This is a genomic window from Psychrilyobacter sp. (assembly GCF_049671765.1).
Taxonomy (GTDB): Bacteria; Fusobacteriota; Fusobacteriia; order Fusobacteriales; family Fusobacteriaceae; genus Psychrilyobacter.
The window spans coordinates 1-17,121 of the sequence record NZ_JBATVM010000220.1; the positions used below are offsets into that span (position 1 = coordinate 1).

Sequence of the window (17,121 nt, forward strand, 5' to 3'; positions counted from 1 at the left end):
AAATATTAAGAATGTTAGTGATAATTTATCCAGAACAAGTAGAAAAATATATGTAAAAAAAGAGCCGTTTTAACAGCTCTCCTCTAGTAGTTAGGAATTGAATGTACACGTAATTCGGGATAGACCCTATCCGCGCTTCAAATATTATCAATAATAATATTATTAATTTATACATTTCATCACCTACTTCAACGTAATCGATATTTTGTTTTTATTTGCTTCCAATAAATAGAGAGTGCTATTTTTATCATCACTGATTATCTGAATTTCTCCCCCTATTACTTTTTTTATTTTTTTTCCTCTTAGTCTCAAGTAATGATATGTTTTACCAGGAAAATTTTCAAAATAAACATCTATATTTTCTTTGTTTTTAAATACATGAACCTTTAGTTTTTCTAATTTTACAGTTTCTCTAAATCCATCATAAGCTGTTTGTGGTCTTAAAAATCCGAATTTATCATTAATATTTTTAAAATATAAAGATAGTTCTATTTTTAATTCCTCCCAATTTTTACCTTTTCCTCTTTCTTTATCTAAAATATCATCGGGATGGATAAAATGATGATATATTCCATAGAGTGCTATTCCTTTATATACATTTAGCATCATTATGTCACTATATGCATATCCAAAACTAAATCTAGGAAAATCATAGAAACTCGGTTCGTCAAGATCCCATCCTATATTAGTCATTAAAACTCCTTTTTCTTTCCCTGAACTATAAAGCCCAGATAAAACCTCTAACGTGGGTAAATTTTTCCGCAATACTTTTTTTCCTGTAAGACCCAACATATTTGAAGGTGGTACATAAACTTTAGCTTCCAATCCTCCATACATCTCCTTTAAACTCTCTCTAACATTTATTATGCTGGCAGCCATATCCTCCTTTGTTTTCCAGTTTTTGTAGTTATAATCATCATTTAGTTCACCTTTCAACCCCAACGGTTGGTGGTTATATCCATGAATACCTATCTCTCCATTTAAAGCAAGTAATTCCCGACCAAAATATATCTTGTCTTGAATATCATTTTCATCTGCTTTAATAAATTTTTTAGCATCTGTAGTGTCTCCATAGCTTTCTATTATATAACCTGTATAAATGATCTTTTCATCTATAGCGATTTTTTTCATATCCGGCCACCAAATTTCACGAAAAAAATTCCGTGTATTAATCTTATGCCATGAATAAATCAATTTATTTTTCCCATGGGGTAATGGAGCAGGGAAATCATCTATATCTACTATCTTGGTATTCACTATATTTTGAAGGAATACATTATTTCCATAAGAAATTAACTGGATAAGTATTCCATTTATAGATCGATCTCCAAAAAAAGTTGCATTAGAATACACGACCCTTCCTCTACCTACTTTCCTTTCAAACATTATTGGATATCCCTCAGAGGTCTCACCTATTATTTCAACATCATTTTTTAGTTTTATATCCATTAGAGAATTACTTATACTTTCTGCATCTTCACCTATTATCTTTATTTCTTCTATTCCTGGAAAGATATTTTTTCTAAATTTAAGACCAAACCCCTCACTAAATCCATTTACTTTTTTAATTCCCGCAATCTTATTGAAAGGGTTAAAATAAGAATTGATTAAAACAATCAAATTCCCTCCGGTTTTAACATAATCCTCTATCTCTTTATACACAGATTTTTTTAGAAATTTATAATTATTCGTGGCTACAATTATACTTTCGTAATTATAGATCTCTCCTTTTTTTAATTTATTTAAATATTTCACATCATAAGAAATCTTTGCATAGCCAAAAATTTCTTTTATATTTGTATATATTTGCTTTTGAGAATCTGAATTTATATGGGAGATCAAAACTAGATGTTTTAATTCTCCATCAGGTATATTTTTTGAATCTGAATATATTATTTTTTTATATTTATATCCCTGCTTTACATCTACTATTTCATTTAGTTTATTTATCCTAAAAAATTGCAAGCTCAATCCCAAAACAAGCATCAGCCATACTAAATATTTAGTCTTCATGATACTCCTCCAAAATACCTAGATTTTTCTCCAATATTTTAACCTTTAACATTTCTATATTTTCCAATTTAGTTGCAGGAAAAATAATGTATAAAAGTTTTGTTTCTTTAGAATATCCTACTTTGTCTACACTTCTTACATTCAATTTTATCTTTTTTAAATCTTCTACTAGTACTTTAAATTTCAATAAGATATAGGATAATTCAAACATCTCTGATCTTTTTTTCTCTTCCTCAACTCTTTTTTTAAAAAATTCTTCTCGCATAATCAAAGTTTTTTCATAGAATATTTCATCTTTTATTTTTTCACTATATGACATTGCATTAGAGATCGATTTACTGGTCCAAGATACCAATATTTCAAAAAGTTTCTCTGTATAGGTAGTGTAAGATTCATAGGATAATCTCTCAATATTTAATACACCTATAACCTCTCCATCTTTTAAAATTGGTGCATAAAACACTGGAACATCCAAGTCCTCTCCATCTCTTTTCCCATACTTTTTCTCCCTTATTATTTTTTCAAATTTTGGATATTTGGATATTTCAATAGAACTAGGTAATTTTCTATTTTCTCCTACAGCTACCTTCAGCCTCATATATTTTTTTGAACTATCGACATCATATAAGGATAAAACTTCTGCATTTATATATGTTTTAAAAACGCCTATTAGGTTTGTAAGAATTTCTTCTACATCTAAAGTATCCAAGGTAGTAGCTATCCCATGTAGAGCTATAATACTCTCTTCTGCTTTTATAATCTGATCTTTCATACGATTATTTAAATATATTATTTTTGTATTATTTTTGTACAAGCTCTTATAGTTTTTATGCAATACTAATATTTCCCCACTTAATTCATTCAATTTTTCTTTTTGATTGTCCCTTATTCTTCCTAGGATAAAAGACGTCGTATAAAACATTAAGATAAATTTATAATATTTGAAATCATAGAAAAACACTACAAGGTCGTTTCCTAATTCTAGATAACTATAGATATACACAAATGTAGCTATTGTTGCACTTATCACTCCTAAATGCACACCGTACCTATAAGCCATTATTCCCACTAAAATCAATAGGGGATGTATATTTAATTCTAAAAATTGTTCTTGATACCCTAATATATTCCTAAATACAACAATTATTAAAGTAAAATAAAAAATGTTTTCTAAAAAAAATATTATTTTTTTTCTTCTTTTCACCATAATTATTCCTCCTCAAAATTTTGATAGGTATCAATGGTGTCTAAAAATACCCCGTCAAATCCCGATTCAATATGGTTCTTCAACATTTTCTCTATTATTTGTTGCCATTCTTCCGACCAATACTTTACAATATAAGCTCCTTCCCAATTTTCATTTTCATGGGAGATCCATTTCGGTAATTTATCATTCCATTCTTCTCTCCAATATTTTCTATATTTTTCCGCTTCTCCTACACTAAAATAACCTATGACCAGCCTATGGCCTCCTTGAGGTTTTATTTTTAGTTTATTTACATCATCTTTTTTCAATTCAATTCCTTTGAAGTACAGATCAATTATAAGAACATCGTATGCTGTTTGAGATAATTTATCTATATATTCTGATTTATGTTTAAATTTTTCTGGATTTAATAGATATAAAAAGTTTTTTGCATCAGAAAGGTTAACTATATCCTTATTATTTTTCAAAAATACATGTTCCATTATTTCGGTAACTTCTCGATCCTTTGGGCAGTAATTTAAGAAGTTATTCTCTTTAGCCAAATTTCTACTTCTCCATTTTCCATATTTATTATCTGTATAATTTACAGTCATTATCACCTTATCTAATTTTTTTAACATCCTTAAATTCTTTAAAAGATGATTTTTCTCCTCCGAAGGTGTTTTCTCACCATATTTTGGGTAACCATAAAATATTGATTCTTGTGTTATCCCATCTACAGCATCTACTAATTTATAATTTATTTTGTTTTCACCTTCAAAATAGATACCTGTCCCATTCTGTGGGATTAGAATAAAATCTTTTGGGCTTTCCTCCCTTATTTTTAATATCAATTTTTTCATCTCTGCTTTTTCATTTATTCCCAACAAATTAACTCCTATCATTATAAAACTAATCAATAACATTAATTTTTTCATAAAACACACCCTTTTTAATTATTTATTTAATATTTTCAAAAAAATACCATTTTTTCCTTTTATTATATTTTTTATAGGACTTTTTTATTTATTTTTGAATTAGATAGATATAGTTTTATTTTTAGGAGGATCTAATATGAAAAAACTAATTTTTCTTTCAATTTTAATATCTCAACTTACGTTTTCTGAAACAAATGATTTTTATGATTTTCATGTCATAGAAAATGATCTCAGTTACGAAACTACTCTACGGTATGAAAATATTCTAAATTTTTCAAAATCTACCAACAAACTTAATTTCTATTCAACCTATGTTGATCTAAGGCAATATAACGACTATTCCAAAATTTATTGGAATTTAGGACAAGGATATATTTTTCTTTCAAATACTTGGGATTTGGAGTATAGCATAGAAAAAAACTTTGTTACATATCAACAAAAAGATATTGGTGACCAAGATTTCCATGGATGGGAATTAGATTTTCTATTTAGAAATCACTTAGAAAAATTTGATTGGATAGGGCATAGATGGTCTAGATCATGGGGCTTCGGGACTAGTTACTCTGATGGAGGGAATTTAGAGTATGATCTATTTGATGAGAGAGTTACTGATATTTTTCTTACCTATAGAATTTCTACAAATTTTGACAATATTGGGAAAGGAGGAAGTTATCTAAGTCTAACTACCAATGCTGGAGGAGTTTTAAGTTCTGTAAAAGATGATGGATATAGACTGAATTTTATAGCTGATACCATTACTAATTGGGGATATGGATTCCAAACCGCCAATAGGCTCACCAATGAACTACGAAGTTATGGAAATTATAGCGACTCCTACATGTTAAATTTTGTCTCTGTCACATCTTGGACATATGAACTTTCTTATGACTTTGCATTTATCACTGATGTTTATTTTGAGAGTGAAAATTTCTTTAGTGGGACTGAAAGACCAAATAAGATAGAATTTAATATCTTCCCTCACATAGGTTACAATAAAAAATTAAATGATTCCTTTCGTTTCTTTGCAAAATTAGGAATAACTCCTATATCTATAGTAAAATATTCCAGTGGCTTTGATGATAGCGATTTTTATGCCAAGGGAGTAGCAGGGGTTACATATAGGTGGTAACAACATGATGTTACATCTAAAATAAGTATTACTCTAATTCTCTATAAAACAAAAAGAGGGTCGCCCAGTTAGAAAATCTAGCTGAAACACCCTCTTTTATTTACTATTTTTATTTTATTACTTTATTAGTATATCTCCACCCATTTCTTTTGGTACTTCTACTCCTAATACACTTAATATTGTAGGAGCAAAATCTGCTAATTTTCCATCTTTTACTTTTGCATCCTTATATCTATTAGATACCAAGATAAATGGTACATCATTAGTTGTATGAGCAGTAAATGGTACAAGAGTCTCTGGATCTTCCATTAGGTCTACATTTCCATGATCTGCTGTAATCATGAGCACACCATCTAATTCTAACATCTTATCTGAAATTTTAGCTACACATTCATCTAATACTGCTACAGATTTTTTAGCTGCCTCAAAATTTCCAGTATGTCCAACCATATCAGGGTTAGCAAAATTTAATATAATTACATCATATTTATCCTCTTCTAATGCTTCTAAAACGCCATCAGTTACCTCATATGCACTCATTTCAGGTTGTAAATCATAAGTAGCTACCTTAGGAGACGCTACTAATTTTCTATCTTCACCATCAAAAGCCACTTCTTCTCCTCCATTAAAGAAGAAAGTAACATGAGCATATTTTTCTGTTTCTGCTGTTCTTAATTGGTTTAGGTTATTTTTAGCTAATACCTCTCCCAATGTATTTACTATCTTATCGTCTACATATATTATCTCAGCATCTATAGTTGAGTCATATTGTCTCATGCATAGTACTTCTATATCTTTATATTCTCTTTCAAAACCTTTAAAATCTTTGTCATTTATAGCTCTTGTGATCTGTCTAGCTCTATCTGGTCTGAAGTTAAAGTTAATAAATACATCTCCATCTTCTAATTTTCCATCTACACCATCTATAACTGTTGGCATTACAAACTCATCATTTACTTTATTTGCATATGAATCTTTAACAGCTGTGATTCCATTTTTTGCAGTATTTCCAATTCCATTAGCCATTGCATCATATGCTATTTTTGTTCTATCATAGTTATTATCTCTGTCCATTGCATAATATCTACCAGTAATAGTAGCTATTTGACCTACTCCTATCTCAGATATTTTAGCTTCTAACTCTGCGATATATTTATCTGCTGATTGAGGAGGAGTGTCTCTTCCATCAAGGAATGCATGAATATAAACCTTTTCTACTCCTACTCTTTTAGCCATCTCTAATAATCCGTAAATATGAGTTATATGAGAATGAACTCCTCCATCAGATACTAACCCACCTAAATGTATTGCACTATTATTTTTCTTGGCGTGATTAAATGCTTTTTTCAATGTTTCTATCTCAAAGAACTCTCCATCTTTAATATCTTTTGATATCTTAACTAGTGGTTGGTATATTACCCTTCCTGCTCCTATATTAAGATGTCCTACCTCTGAATTACCCATTTGACCATCTGGAAGTCCTACTGCTTCCCCTGCTGCTTTTATCCTAGAATTAGGATAATTTTCTATTAACTTACATATATTTTCTGGATGCACATCTGCAATTGCATTTTTCTGTTCTTTATGATCATTTATTCCCCAACCGTCTAATATCATTAACATAACTGGTTTTTTTGCCATATTTAATCATCTCCTAAAATTAATAATTATAATAAAAATGACACAGAGATTCACTGAGTAAAAATGAGACTCACTGAGAATACATTTCTCTCTGTGTAACTCAAAATCTTCGTGTATCTCTGTGTCCAAATTAATCTTTTTTATCTTAAGTTAGTCTTATTTCCCTGCTGCGATGATACCATAGAATACGTCTGCGTCTAATGCAGCTCCTCCAACTAATCCACCATCTATATTTTTTTGTGCTAATAATTCTTTTGCATTTCCTGGTTTCATAGATCCACCATATTGGATAGTAACATCTTCAGCTACGTTATTTCCGTATAATTCTACTAATACGCTTCTTACGAATGCATGAGTTTCTTCTGCCATCTCAGGAGTTGCTGTTACTCCAGTTCCGATAGCCCATACTGGTTCATATGCTACAATTACGTTTTTCATGTCTTCTGCTGTTACTCCAACTAATCCACCTTTTAATTGAGTTCCGTTGACTTCATTTGTTTTTCCAGATTCTCTATCAGTTAATTGTTCACCGATACATAAGATTGGCTTTAATCCTGCTTTTAATGCAGCTAATACTTTTGCATTTACAATTGCATCAGTTTCACCATACATTGCTCTTCTTTCAGAATGTCCTAGGATTACATATTCTACTCCTAATTCTTTTAGCATAGTTGCAGATATTTCTCCTGTAAATGCTCCAGATTCATTTGCATTCATATTTTCTGCTGCAATAGCAATTGGTGTATTTTCAGTAGTTCTTACTGCTGATTCAAGTGATGTAAATGGAGCTCCTATTATTACTTCTACTCCACCTAAGTTTTCTCTATCTATTACTAATTTAGCTAATTTTTTTAATGTTTCAGCTGTTTCTTTATGTGTTTTGTTCATCTTCCAGTTTCCTGCAATTATTGTTTTTCTCATTTTGTGCCTCCCTGATATTATTTTACTTTTCTCCTAAAATTCTAGCATATAAAATGTCATATTTCAAACATTAAATAGTACACATTTTAATCACAGATGATTAAGTTATTAATCAAAATCTACCCTTCTGTATAAAATCAGATAGCCATAACCTTCTATTTCCACCTTGACTTTATCTCCTAAGACATTGTATCTTTTCCCAGAATAATAATCTGTATAACCTTTCCCCCCCTGTACTGGCAGTTCCACGGTTTTCTTTAGATCAGATCTATTTATCACTATTATTGCACTTCTACCCTTATATTCTCTCTTATATGACAGTACATTCGTTTCTAGTATTTTTTCTACACTTCCACCTTCTAGATATTGATCCCTGTCCAGATCTAGTATTTCTAGATTCCCATTTTTCATTAATTTTTCATCAAAATTTCTAAACTCAGAAATTTGTTTATACCAATCTTCCAGAGTTTTATTAGTAACTACATCATAAGATATCTCATCTTTTATAAGATCTGTTTTAAATATCTTAGCTATTTTTTCTCTATTTTTACTATATTTTTTTAGACTATCAGTTTCATTTTCAAATTTTATGTCATCCCATATCATTGGTTTCCTACTATCAGGAGAATCAGCGCCCCACATTGCTTTCTCATTCCCATAATATATAATCGGACTACCATCTATAGTTAATTGAATTAAAGTGGCTAATTTTAGTTTTTTTATAGCATTTTTATCCACTAAATCAGGTCTGATATTTATATAATCATCTCTTCCATAACTATTTAATCTGTCAAATTCCCTATTTGGATTTATAAGACTAGAATAAAATCTATCCGTATCATATGATTCTATAAAATTCCATCTAGGAGTTTTAATACTGTATACCTTCATTCCACCTTTTACCATCTCAATACTTTTACTGCTTCCAAATAATCCTTGTATCCAGGCTCCTAATTCATAAGACCCTATGATATCAAAACCATCTTCCCCCAAATTATTTTCATTTTCCCCTGTAGATTCCCCCACTAAAATAAATTCACTGTTAACTTTTAGAAGTGCTTTTTTCCATCTAGTTAAAAATATCTTATTAGTTAAGTTATTTTTAACATAATATCCATCTATTCCTTTATTTTTATATCCTTTTACCCATTTTGTTGTTGATTCGATCAAATAATTTTGTAATGATTCATCATCTAGGTTTAAAAGTATTTTTTTATTTTTATTTTTTGATAACTGATTTTCCTCTAGGATAAACCAATTTTTATATTTAGAAGTCTCCCTATTTTTCAATAGGTCTTTATATGCAAAAAATTCTGATGATACATATGAAAAATTAATATCCAAAACCACTCTCATATTTTTTTTATGGATTTTATCCACTAAATTTTGAAATAATTTATCTGAATCAGTCCAAATATCAGATCCTAAACCACCTTCTAATTCTATATATGAACTTTTATCTGTTATCCCATAATCTGGAGAGATATGCCCATAATCTATAGTATCTAATTTATGGCTTGAATTTGAATAATATATCGGTGATAATTTTATCCCTTCAACTCCTAATTTTTTTAGATAATCTAGTTTTTCCATTATACCCTTGAGGTCACCTCCGTATCTTCTGGTATTTTTTTCTGCATAAGAAAAATATCTATTTTTAGCTTCAATTTCTGAGTGTGGAGGAGTATTCCAATCATGACCCCAATTTGTTACTTCAAACCCTTGGAGAGTTCCATTTGTTTGCCATTTTTCTGGAGGAATTAATTCCGACCTTAAAGTTCCATCACTGAGTCTCCCGCTAGGTCTAAAATAGTAACCAGGCCCAAATTCTGAATAAATAGGACTATTTTTTTTATCTCCATCTCGAAAACTATCCACATAGATAGAGTACCAGACCATTCCATTAGCCCAAGCAGGAATTTCCCTTTGTTTATCTTCTATAGTATAAGTAAATCTAGTTGTATCACCTAGATAATATGAAGGCTTTTCCCCATAAAAATATCTAAATTTTCCATCTATTACCTCGAAATAATAACTTATTTTTTTCTTACTTATTTTTTCTATCTCTACTGAAAAATATTCATAATCCCCACGAAATCCAAGAGATTCCATTTCTTTTTTATCTCCATCCAACACTAAATTTATCTTTTCTATATCATTTTTTCTCACTCTAATTAATATTTCCAACTGTTTTTTATCCCCATCATAGACCATATACTTAGTTGTAGATCTATGATCTAAATCATCTAAAAATATATAACTATCTCCTTTATTTGTAACTACAGGAATAGGAGTATCCTTCTCTATCTTTAATATTTCACCATTTGAACATCCTATAAACAGAGCCATCCCCATGATAATTAACCATTTTTTCATAATTTCACTCCTTTATTATGTACATAAATTAAGAGTGGTTTCCCACTCTTTTAATTATATTTATATTCATTTATCTCTTCATCTATAATATCTTTCATATAGACATCCAAATTTTCCTGCACAAATATCAACTCACCGCTCATTTCTACTTCTAAAACCGTTAATCCCCCTATATAGTCTGCATTTTCTATACATTCATGTACCTTTTTCAAAGTAGTTCTGTATTCTAAAAACATCATATCAAATTCAGGATATCTAAAATCAATAGCCGTATTTTCTTTCATAGAAGCTAATACATTGTATACCCATTCCAACCCATTTTCTACCTCAAAAAGGATTTCCACAGCATCTGTTATTCTATTACTATTAAAACTAGCAGATATTGCCATAAGGGCATCAAAATATTTTGATATGAAATCACTCATGCCTCCTAAAGATTCTAGTATAATTATCTTTGGAGATTTACTTATAAATTCTACTATCCCTATTTGCTCTTTATTAAAATGCTCATAAAAATCCATACCTTTTCCATCAATATACACATCAAACAACATTCTTCCATCTCTTTCTAAAAGATCAGTTACCTCTCCTAAAACCCACGAAAAACTCTTATTATCTATATCATTCATCGTTATTTCTCTATTATCTAATATAATTTTCATCTATTTACCTCATTTTTAAATTTATTTTTCTAGCAGTTTTAGATAAAGCTAAGGTAAATACTACTATCTGTATAGTATTATTATTATTTTTAATTTCAGTTATAAATTCCTTCATAGTTGAACCTGTCGTTATTATATCATCTATTATTAAAACTTTTTTTAACCCATTCAATTGCTCTATTTTAAAGGCTGATTTTATGTTTTCTTTTCTAGCCTCTGAGTTTAAGAGTTCGTACATATGCTTAGTTTCTTTGATCCTACTACTTTTTATATAAGGGTATTTCCCAAATTTTAGAAGTTCCTCTACCTGATTAAATCCTCTTTCCATAAGCCTTCTATGGCTTACTGGTATCGGTATTATCCCATCTATATTTTCTTGCTTCATCAACTTATCTAGTTCTTCTCCTATTAAATCAAAGAGTAGTTCCCCTATATACAGTTTATTTTTAAATTTATATTCCTCTATTATTTTCTTTAATTTTTTATCATAATTCCAAAGGTAATATATATCATTAAATTTCTTTAACTTCCCAGTATTTCTTAGGCTTTTAAGGCAATTATAACACATATAATGAAGGTTGTCATCGGCTTTTTCAGAACAAAGAATACAATTATTTTTAAAAAATAACTTTCTAATGCTGTGTTTTAGGCTCTTCATCTTTATCTAGTATCTTGGCTGAATACATCTCTGTGTACCCGCAATTTGAACATATTTTTAAATAATATGTCCCTAATTCCAATCTCAACCCTGGTGTTTTTTCTGCCATAAATGTAGTTTTTACTATATAATCTTCCCCTTCACACTTTAAACACCTAAAATTCATAAATATTCACCCCAAATCGCATTCTCAATATGCTCTATTTCATCACCTAATATAGATATTATATCAAATCTATACGGAATATCCTTTATTTTTTTATCTTTCAAATATATTGTAGCTGTCTTAACTAATTTCCTCTGTTTGGACCTAGTAATAGACTCGAGTCCATTTCCATATTCTATACTTTTCCTATATTTTACTTCTACAAAAACTATTTCGCCTTTTTTATTATCTCTGCATATAAGATCTAGTTCACCATATCTAGAATAATAATTTCTTTCCATTTCAACATATCCTTTTTTAGATAAATAATCCATAGCAATCCCTTCGTATTTTGTCCCAATAGATCTATTATTCATCTCTTTCTTCCCTTTGTATCTGTCTTTTTTTATCATTCAATGCACGCATACATATAAAACTCACATATATTAAAGCCGTTATTGCTATACTCTGTAAGATTATCATAACCATAGTTCTTGCCCCCCCTCGACTCAGAATTATTTGTATTATAATATTACTACATATTTTTTTATTTTAAAAATAAAAAATCCTTAAAAATTTTTAATACTTTTTAAAGATTTCTATATACTATAGATTATTAATTTTTTTCTCCACAGATTATCTCCGATCTATAAATCAAAATCTTTTTTTGACATGAATTACACGAAATTTTAATAATTTACTACTATAGCACAGAAGTTATTAATATCATTTTTTTATTCTCTAAAATAATTTAGGAGCTAAGATTTTGGTCAAAAAACTATTTCTATGACAATCTATCTTCCCATGAGTTAAAAGTGCTTCACGGTGTTGTTTTGTTCCATATCCTTTATGCTTTGCAAACCCATATTCAGGATAAAGTTCCCCATATTTCACCATAATTCTGTCTCTAGTTACCTTAGCTATAATACTTGCAGCTGCAATAGCTAAACTTTTCCCATCGCCTTTGATCACAAATTCTTGAGGAGCTCCATATTCACGGATCTTATGATTCCCATCAATTAAAGCAAGATCAAATTCTGTCCCATCAGCCTTTAGATCTTCTATTGCTCTTCTCATAGCAAGAAATGTAGCATTTAAGATGTTTATCTTATCTATCTCCTTTTCATTAGCTATCCCCACTCCTACTTCACAGTTAGCTAAGATTATATCAAATAAAAATTCTCTTTTCTTCTCAGTCAATTTTTTTGAATCATTTATCATATCAAACTCTTCTACATAATTTATTATCTTTACAGCGGATGCTACTACAGGTCCTGCAAGAGGTCCACGTCCAGCCTCATCTATCCCTATTATATTATTTCCGTATTCCTTATCAAAATTTAGCATGATATTCTCATTTTCTTTCATTAAGTATTCTCCTTTATATCTCAACTCATCCTTCTTATGGTTTCACGAGGCCACGAATACTAAAAATCACTTTTACTAAAAAAATGATTTTCAAATGTGGATTTAGAGAACCCAAAGTGTTATACTGAGGTAAAATTAATATATTCTTTTATTTTTTTGATTACTCCTACCAAGTTATCTCTTATTTCTTTATTCTTAAATCTAATAGTCTTTATACCTAGAGTTTCCATATACTCTTCTCGTATTTTATCATATTCTAATCCATTTTTGCTATAGCGGAGTTCACCATCTAATTCTATCACTAATTTTAATTTTGAATCTCAGACCTCACCTCTAACTCCTCTCCTAACTCAGGAGAGGAGAATTAAAAAAAACTAAAATATAAGTTACTTAGAATAAAAATTAATAAAATAATGAATTACTTCCATATACCCTTCTTTTGTAACTCCTATCTTTAAATTTGCTTTCTCATTCTCAACCTTTTTTAAATTTGGAAAGTGCAAACTATACTTTCCCCATAAGTTATCAAACTGTTTTGTCTTTACATAAACTAATACTATATTTTTTTTATTCCCATGAACATCATATTTTTTTATTAATTTTTGATAATGATTTTTTATAATCCCTTTAGCCATATTTTTCAATATAAAAGCTTCTATTACACATTCGGTTATATTAGTTTCTTTATTTCGAATTATTAAATCTCTTTCTCCTAAACTTTTACTACTTTCTGATTCCCCTCCACGACTTTGATCTAAAACATTATACCCTTCCCCTTTTAATCTTAAATGACCTCTAAATCGATCATTAATCGTATCTTCGTTTTCTTTAAATATTAATCGCCTACTCTCCATCAATTCATAACAAATCTCTTTCAAATCTTTATCTAATTTTTCATAATCAAAAAATATTTTTTCTGTTGGCTTATAGTTATCAAACAACTCTTTATAATATTGAGGTGGATATATTCCATTTTCTATTTTTAGATTTTCAAGTTTTTTTAAATAATGTTTTGATAACTTCGATAAACCTTCTATCTTTGATTTTGACATTTCTCTTAACAAACCTTCTCTTTCTAAGTTATTTTCTAAACTAGATTTTAATTTTCTAACACTAAAATAATACTGTTGTTTTACTTGTGAATATTTATTTACATCACCCAAATCATATTCTTTGCATAGTTTAAAGTGTCTTTCCAAAATAAACTTTATTTTTTCATCTTTTAATCTATTACAATAGATTGGTTTTTCATCTAAGGAAGGCATTAATAAAATTAATTCTTCAAATTCTTTTTTCTTTATGGAATCTTTACATTTTATTTTTATAAAGTCATCTATTCCTTGATTGATATCCATCAGCATCAAGTACTTTAAATAAACATTACTATTTTCTATATCTTTTCCACGTATTGTCTTTATAAATTGATAATTTTTACTGTCCAAAATTATAAGTTTTAACATGTCATCTTTGGATTTTTTAGATATGGTTGTATAGTTATCTTCCATTTCCTCTTTCATATTACATATAAGTTTATCTAAGTCATCTGAGTTGTACAAATTTAATTTCTTGTATAGTTCTATTAAGTTCCATCCAATTTTTGAAATATTTTTTTTACTTTCTTTCATCGAAAATTGAAATACTTCTAAAGACACTTCTAACAACTCTTCTTTATGTTTGTTGGAGATATCTAAAAAATATTGTTTTTCTAAATTAGATGCAGAAAACAAATGCCAAAATAATTTTTTATACATCTCCTTTGTTGAAATCATTTTGTCTCTTTCTATACCATCAAGATTTAAAAACATATAATCAAATAAACACGATATTATAGAAAAAGTGTTTTTTAATATATTTTTCTTTAATTGTAAACTTAATATATCATTTTCAAAATAATTTTTTGTTATCTTTATAAATTTAGAATGTTTTCCCCCTAAATCATTAATCAATTTTTCTTTTAATTTTTCTTCATCATTTGGGTACATATTAAAAGCTACATTATATACATAATATACTTCATTTATATTATCCAATGAATCTAACGCTTTTTTATAATTTTTTTCTTTCTCTTTTTTGTAGTTTTTTCTCTTTTGTTCCTCTCCTAATATTCCATATTCTTTATCATCTAATTTTTCTTGTTCTCTCGCTCTTTTTATCCTTTCCTCTGACCATGCCTTGTAATCTTTGTCTTCTAATAATAAAGACTCTATCTTTTTATCTAATGAAAACGAATAGTAATATTCTTTATATTTAGATATTGGATATTTTTTAATTATTTTTTCTATATTTCTTACTTCTATTGAATAAAATTTTAAAATTTTATTTCTACTATAGATCCTCTGCCCTTTACTTAAAGGTTTAAAATAAAAATTAAAAAAATCATTTTCAATTATGCTAAAATCTAATTTTTCTTTATTATAAAATCTTGTTTCTATATAAATACTATTATCTTCATTTATAAAATTTAATATTTTTTTAAATATTTCTCTTTCTTCTGTAGAATATTTAGATAAAAATTCATAAAGTAAATTTACAAATAACTTTCTATAATCACTTTTATAATTTTCTATAACTTTTTCTAGCCATTTCTTTATATCTTTTTTGTCTAATTTTTTTATTATTTCTTTTTGGCTATAACTACTCACATATTCTATTAAAATACTTAAATCTTCTAAATTAACATGACGGTACAAAATACCAAATATTTTTCTATATAAACTATCATGTTCTCTGTTAAGTAACTCCTGCCCTTTTATAAATTCTAATAACTTTTTATTATAGCTTTTATTTTCACTCCATGAGCCGTTTAAATATTCATTTATATCCTGTTTATTTTTATTTCTACATTCTAAAACTTCTAATAAAAACATTTCTAGTTCTTCTGAATAATTTTCATCCAGTATTTTCTCTAAATATAAAAATAACTCTCTATTCACTTGATTAATCTGTATATTCTCTTCTAAATATTTGAATAAATCATTTACCTTATCAAACTTTACCAGAGTTGTCCCTCTAACATTTCTCCAATTCCCCCATAGTTCTTGACCATCTATTTTTAATCTTTTTATAATAGCAACAAACAGTTGATTTTGCTCTTCCTCATTCAGATTAGGATGTCTTCTAAAAATAAAAGGATCAAAATCAACAAAATGTCTAAAAAATTGTGGCTCAATATTAGTTAAATGAATTATAACTTCTTCAAATCTTTCATAAAATCCATTGTTATATCCAAATATTTCTTTTATTTTTTTCATAGATAACCCTTTATCTATTATAAACCTAGCTATTAAATGCTCTTGTATAGACTTATGAATAAACTTTAAGCCTTTACTCTCACCTACAAACAAACTTGTATCAAATAATACATCCAAATATTTTCCTACTATTTCATGACCTTTTACTCTATAAATTTCATTTGCTAAATTTGATAATTTTGTTTTGGGTAATAAATTCATCCTATTTAAACTCATATAACATGAAATAGAAGAAGATAGTTTTTCTAACTTTTCTCCAGAGTAATCTTTGATTATTTTTTTTCGTTCATTACCTGTCTCAACAAAAATATGATCTTTAATTATTTTTTTATAAATATCTGCATATTTTAAATCTTCTTTTTTATAAATTTCATAATTTAATACTATATTTTCTACTATCAAAATATTTTTTAACAACATTGATAATGAATTTTTTTCTATAAATTCCCAAAATTCTTCTTTATCCTTTTCTTTAAAATCTATTATTTTATTTATATCCTCTTTACTTAAGTCTTTAATCTCTAATATTTTCAACGAATCATCTATATTTCTCAACTCTTTTTCAAATATTTCTTTCCATTCTAAAAATCTACAAGTTATTATAAATTTTACTTCTGGATTAATTTTTTGACAGTTTTCAATATATTTAACTAACTTTCTTTTTAAAATCTTTTTAGATGTTACTTCTAATAGCGCTTCATCTATAGAATCAATTAATACTATATCAGTTGTACTTTTTATTTCTTCCATGTCATTTATACCTATCAATTCTACAAATTCGACATTATCCCCATTTAACTCCTCAGAGCGTTTTAATTGAAAAGTCTTTCCCT

General features: G+C 28.0%; 14 protein-coding genes. 1 reads left to right on the top strand and 13 read right to left on the bottom strand.

Annotated elements, in window-relative coordinates:
• Window positions 1–183: 183 nt before the first annotated feature.
• From WBG30_RS10560 to WBG30_RS10570, 3 genes are read right to left on the bottom strand one after another with little or no spacing between them, the layout of a single operon-like run.
• Entirely contained in the window at window positions 184–2,013 is a 1,830-nt protein-coding gene (locus WBG30_RS10560; protein ID WP_424504619.1) for a DUF2194 domain-containing protein, read from the bottom strand.
• On the bottom strand, window positions 2,003–3,220 hold the full coding sequence (locus WBG30_RS10565) for a hypothetical protein (protein WP_424504620.1): 1,218 nt from the start codon (window positions 3,218–3,220) through the stop codon (window positions 2,003–2,005). Before WBG30_RS10565 ends, WBG30_RS10560 begins: the two co-directional genes overlap by 11 nt.
• A gap of 2 nt (window positions 3,221–3,222) precedes the next feature.
• Window positions 3,223–4,137 (bottom strand): endo alpha-1,4 polygalactosaminidase, encoded by a 915-nt coding sequence (locus WBG30_RS10570; RefSeq protein WP_424504621.1) that lies wholly within the window; start codon window positions 4,135–4,137, stop codon window positions 3,223–3,225.
• A 136-nt stretch (window positions 4,138–4,273) separates the two neighbouring features.
• Here WBG30_RS10570 and WBG30_RS10575 point away from each other — a divergent pair, with 136 nt between their 5' ends.
• Window positions 4,274–5,266 (top strand): hypothetical protein, encoded by a 993-nt coding sequence (locus tag WBG30_RS10575; RefSeq protein ID WP_424504622.1) that lies wholly within the window; start codon window positions 4,274–4,276, stop codon window positions 5,264–5,266.
• 117 nt (window positions 5,267–5,383) lie between these two features.
• On the opposite strand, the gene gpmI is transcribed toward WBG30_RS10575, so the two are convergent.
• The 10 genes from gpmI to WBG30_RS10625 form a co-directional block, all read right to left on the bottom strand.
• A complete protein-coding gene (gene gpmI, locus WBG30_RS10580; RefSeq protein ID WP_424504623.1) occupies window positions 5,384–6,907 on the bottom strand; it encodes a 2,3-bisphosphoglycerate-independent phosphoglycerate mutase in 1,524 nt (507 codons plus the stop codon).
• 156 nt (window positions 6,908–7,063) lie between these two features.
• Window positions 7,064–7,828 (bottom strand): triose-phosphate isomerase, encoded by a 765-nt coding sequence (gene tpiA, locus WBG30_RS10585; RefSeq protein WP_424504624.1) that lies wholly within the window; start codon window positions 7,826–7,828, stop codon window positions 7,064–7,066.
• Between the two features lie 108 nt (window positions 7,829–7,936).
• Window positions 7,937–10,204, bottom strand: a complete 2,268-nt coding sequence (locus tag WBG30_RS10590; RefSeq protein WP_424504625.1) for an alpha amylase N-terminal ig-like domain-containing protein — start codon at window positions 10,202–10,204, stop codon at window positions 7,937–7,939.
• A gap of 50 nt (window positions 10,205–10,254) precedes the next feature.
• Complete coding sequence (locus WBG30_RS10595; protein WP_424504626.1) at window positions 10,255–10,866, bottom strand: hypothetical protein; 612 nt, start codon at window positions 10,864–10,866, stop codon at window positions 10,255–10,257.
• A gap of 4 nt (window positions 10,867–10,870) precedes the next feature.
• Complete coding sequence (locus tag WBG30_RS10600; protein WP_424504627.1) at window positions 10,871–11,524, bottom strand: ComF family protein; 654 nt, start codon at window positions 11,522–11,524, stop codon at window positions 10,871–10,873.
• A complete protein-coding gene (locus WBG30_RS10605) occupies window positions 11,499–11,690 on the bottom strand; it encodes a hypothetical protein (protein ID WP_424504628.1) in 192 nt (63 codons plus the stop codon). The genes WBG30_RS10600 and WBG30_RS10605 overlap by 26 nt, the downstream gene beginning before the upstream one ends.
• Window positions 11,687–12,046 carry a YraN family protein gene (locus WBG30_RS10610; RefSeq protein WP_424504629.1) on the bottom strand — a complete coding sequence of 120 codons (360 nt, stop codon included), beginning with the start codon at window positions 12,044–12,046 and terminating at the stop codon, window positions 11,687–11,689. The genes WBG30_RS10605 and WBG30_RS10610 overlap by 4 nt, the downstream gene beginning before the upstream one ends.
• Window positions 12,047–12,410: 364 nt before the next feature.
• Complete coding sequence (locus WBG30_RS10615; protein ID WP_424504630.1) at window positions 12,411–13,037, bottom strand: ribonuclease HII; 627 nt, start codon at window positions 13,035–13,037, stop codon at window positions 12,411–12,413.
• A gap of 119 nt (window positions 13,038–13,156) precedes the next feature.
• On the bottom strand, window positions 13,157–13,339 hold the full coding sequence (locus WBG30_RS10620; protein ID WP_424504631.1) for an endonuclease domain-containing protein: 183 nt from the start codon (window positions 13,337–13,339) through the stop codon (window positions 13,157–13,159).
• Window positions 13,340–13,423: 84 nt separating this feature from the next.
• Window positions 13,424–17,121, bottom strand: a 3,698-nt coding sequence (locus WBG30_RS10625) for an NACHT domain-containing protein (RefSeq protein WP_424504632.1), incomplete at its 5' end; no start/stop codon positions are given.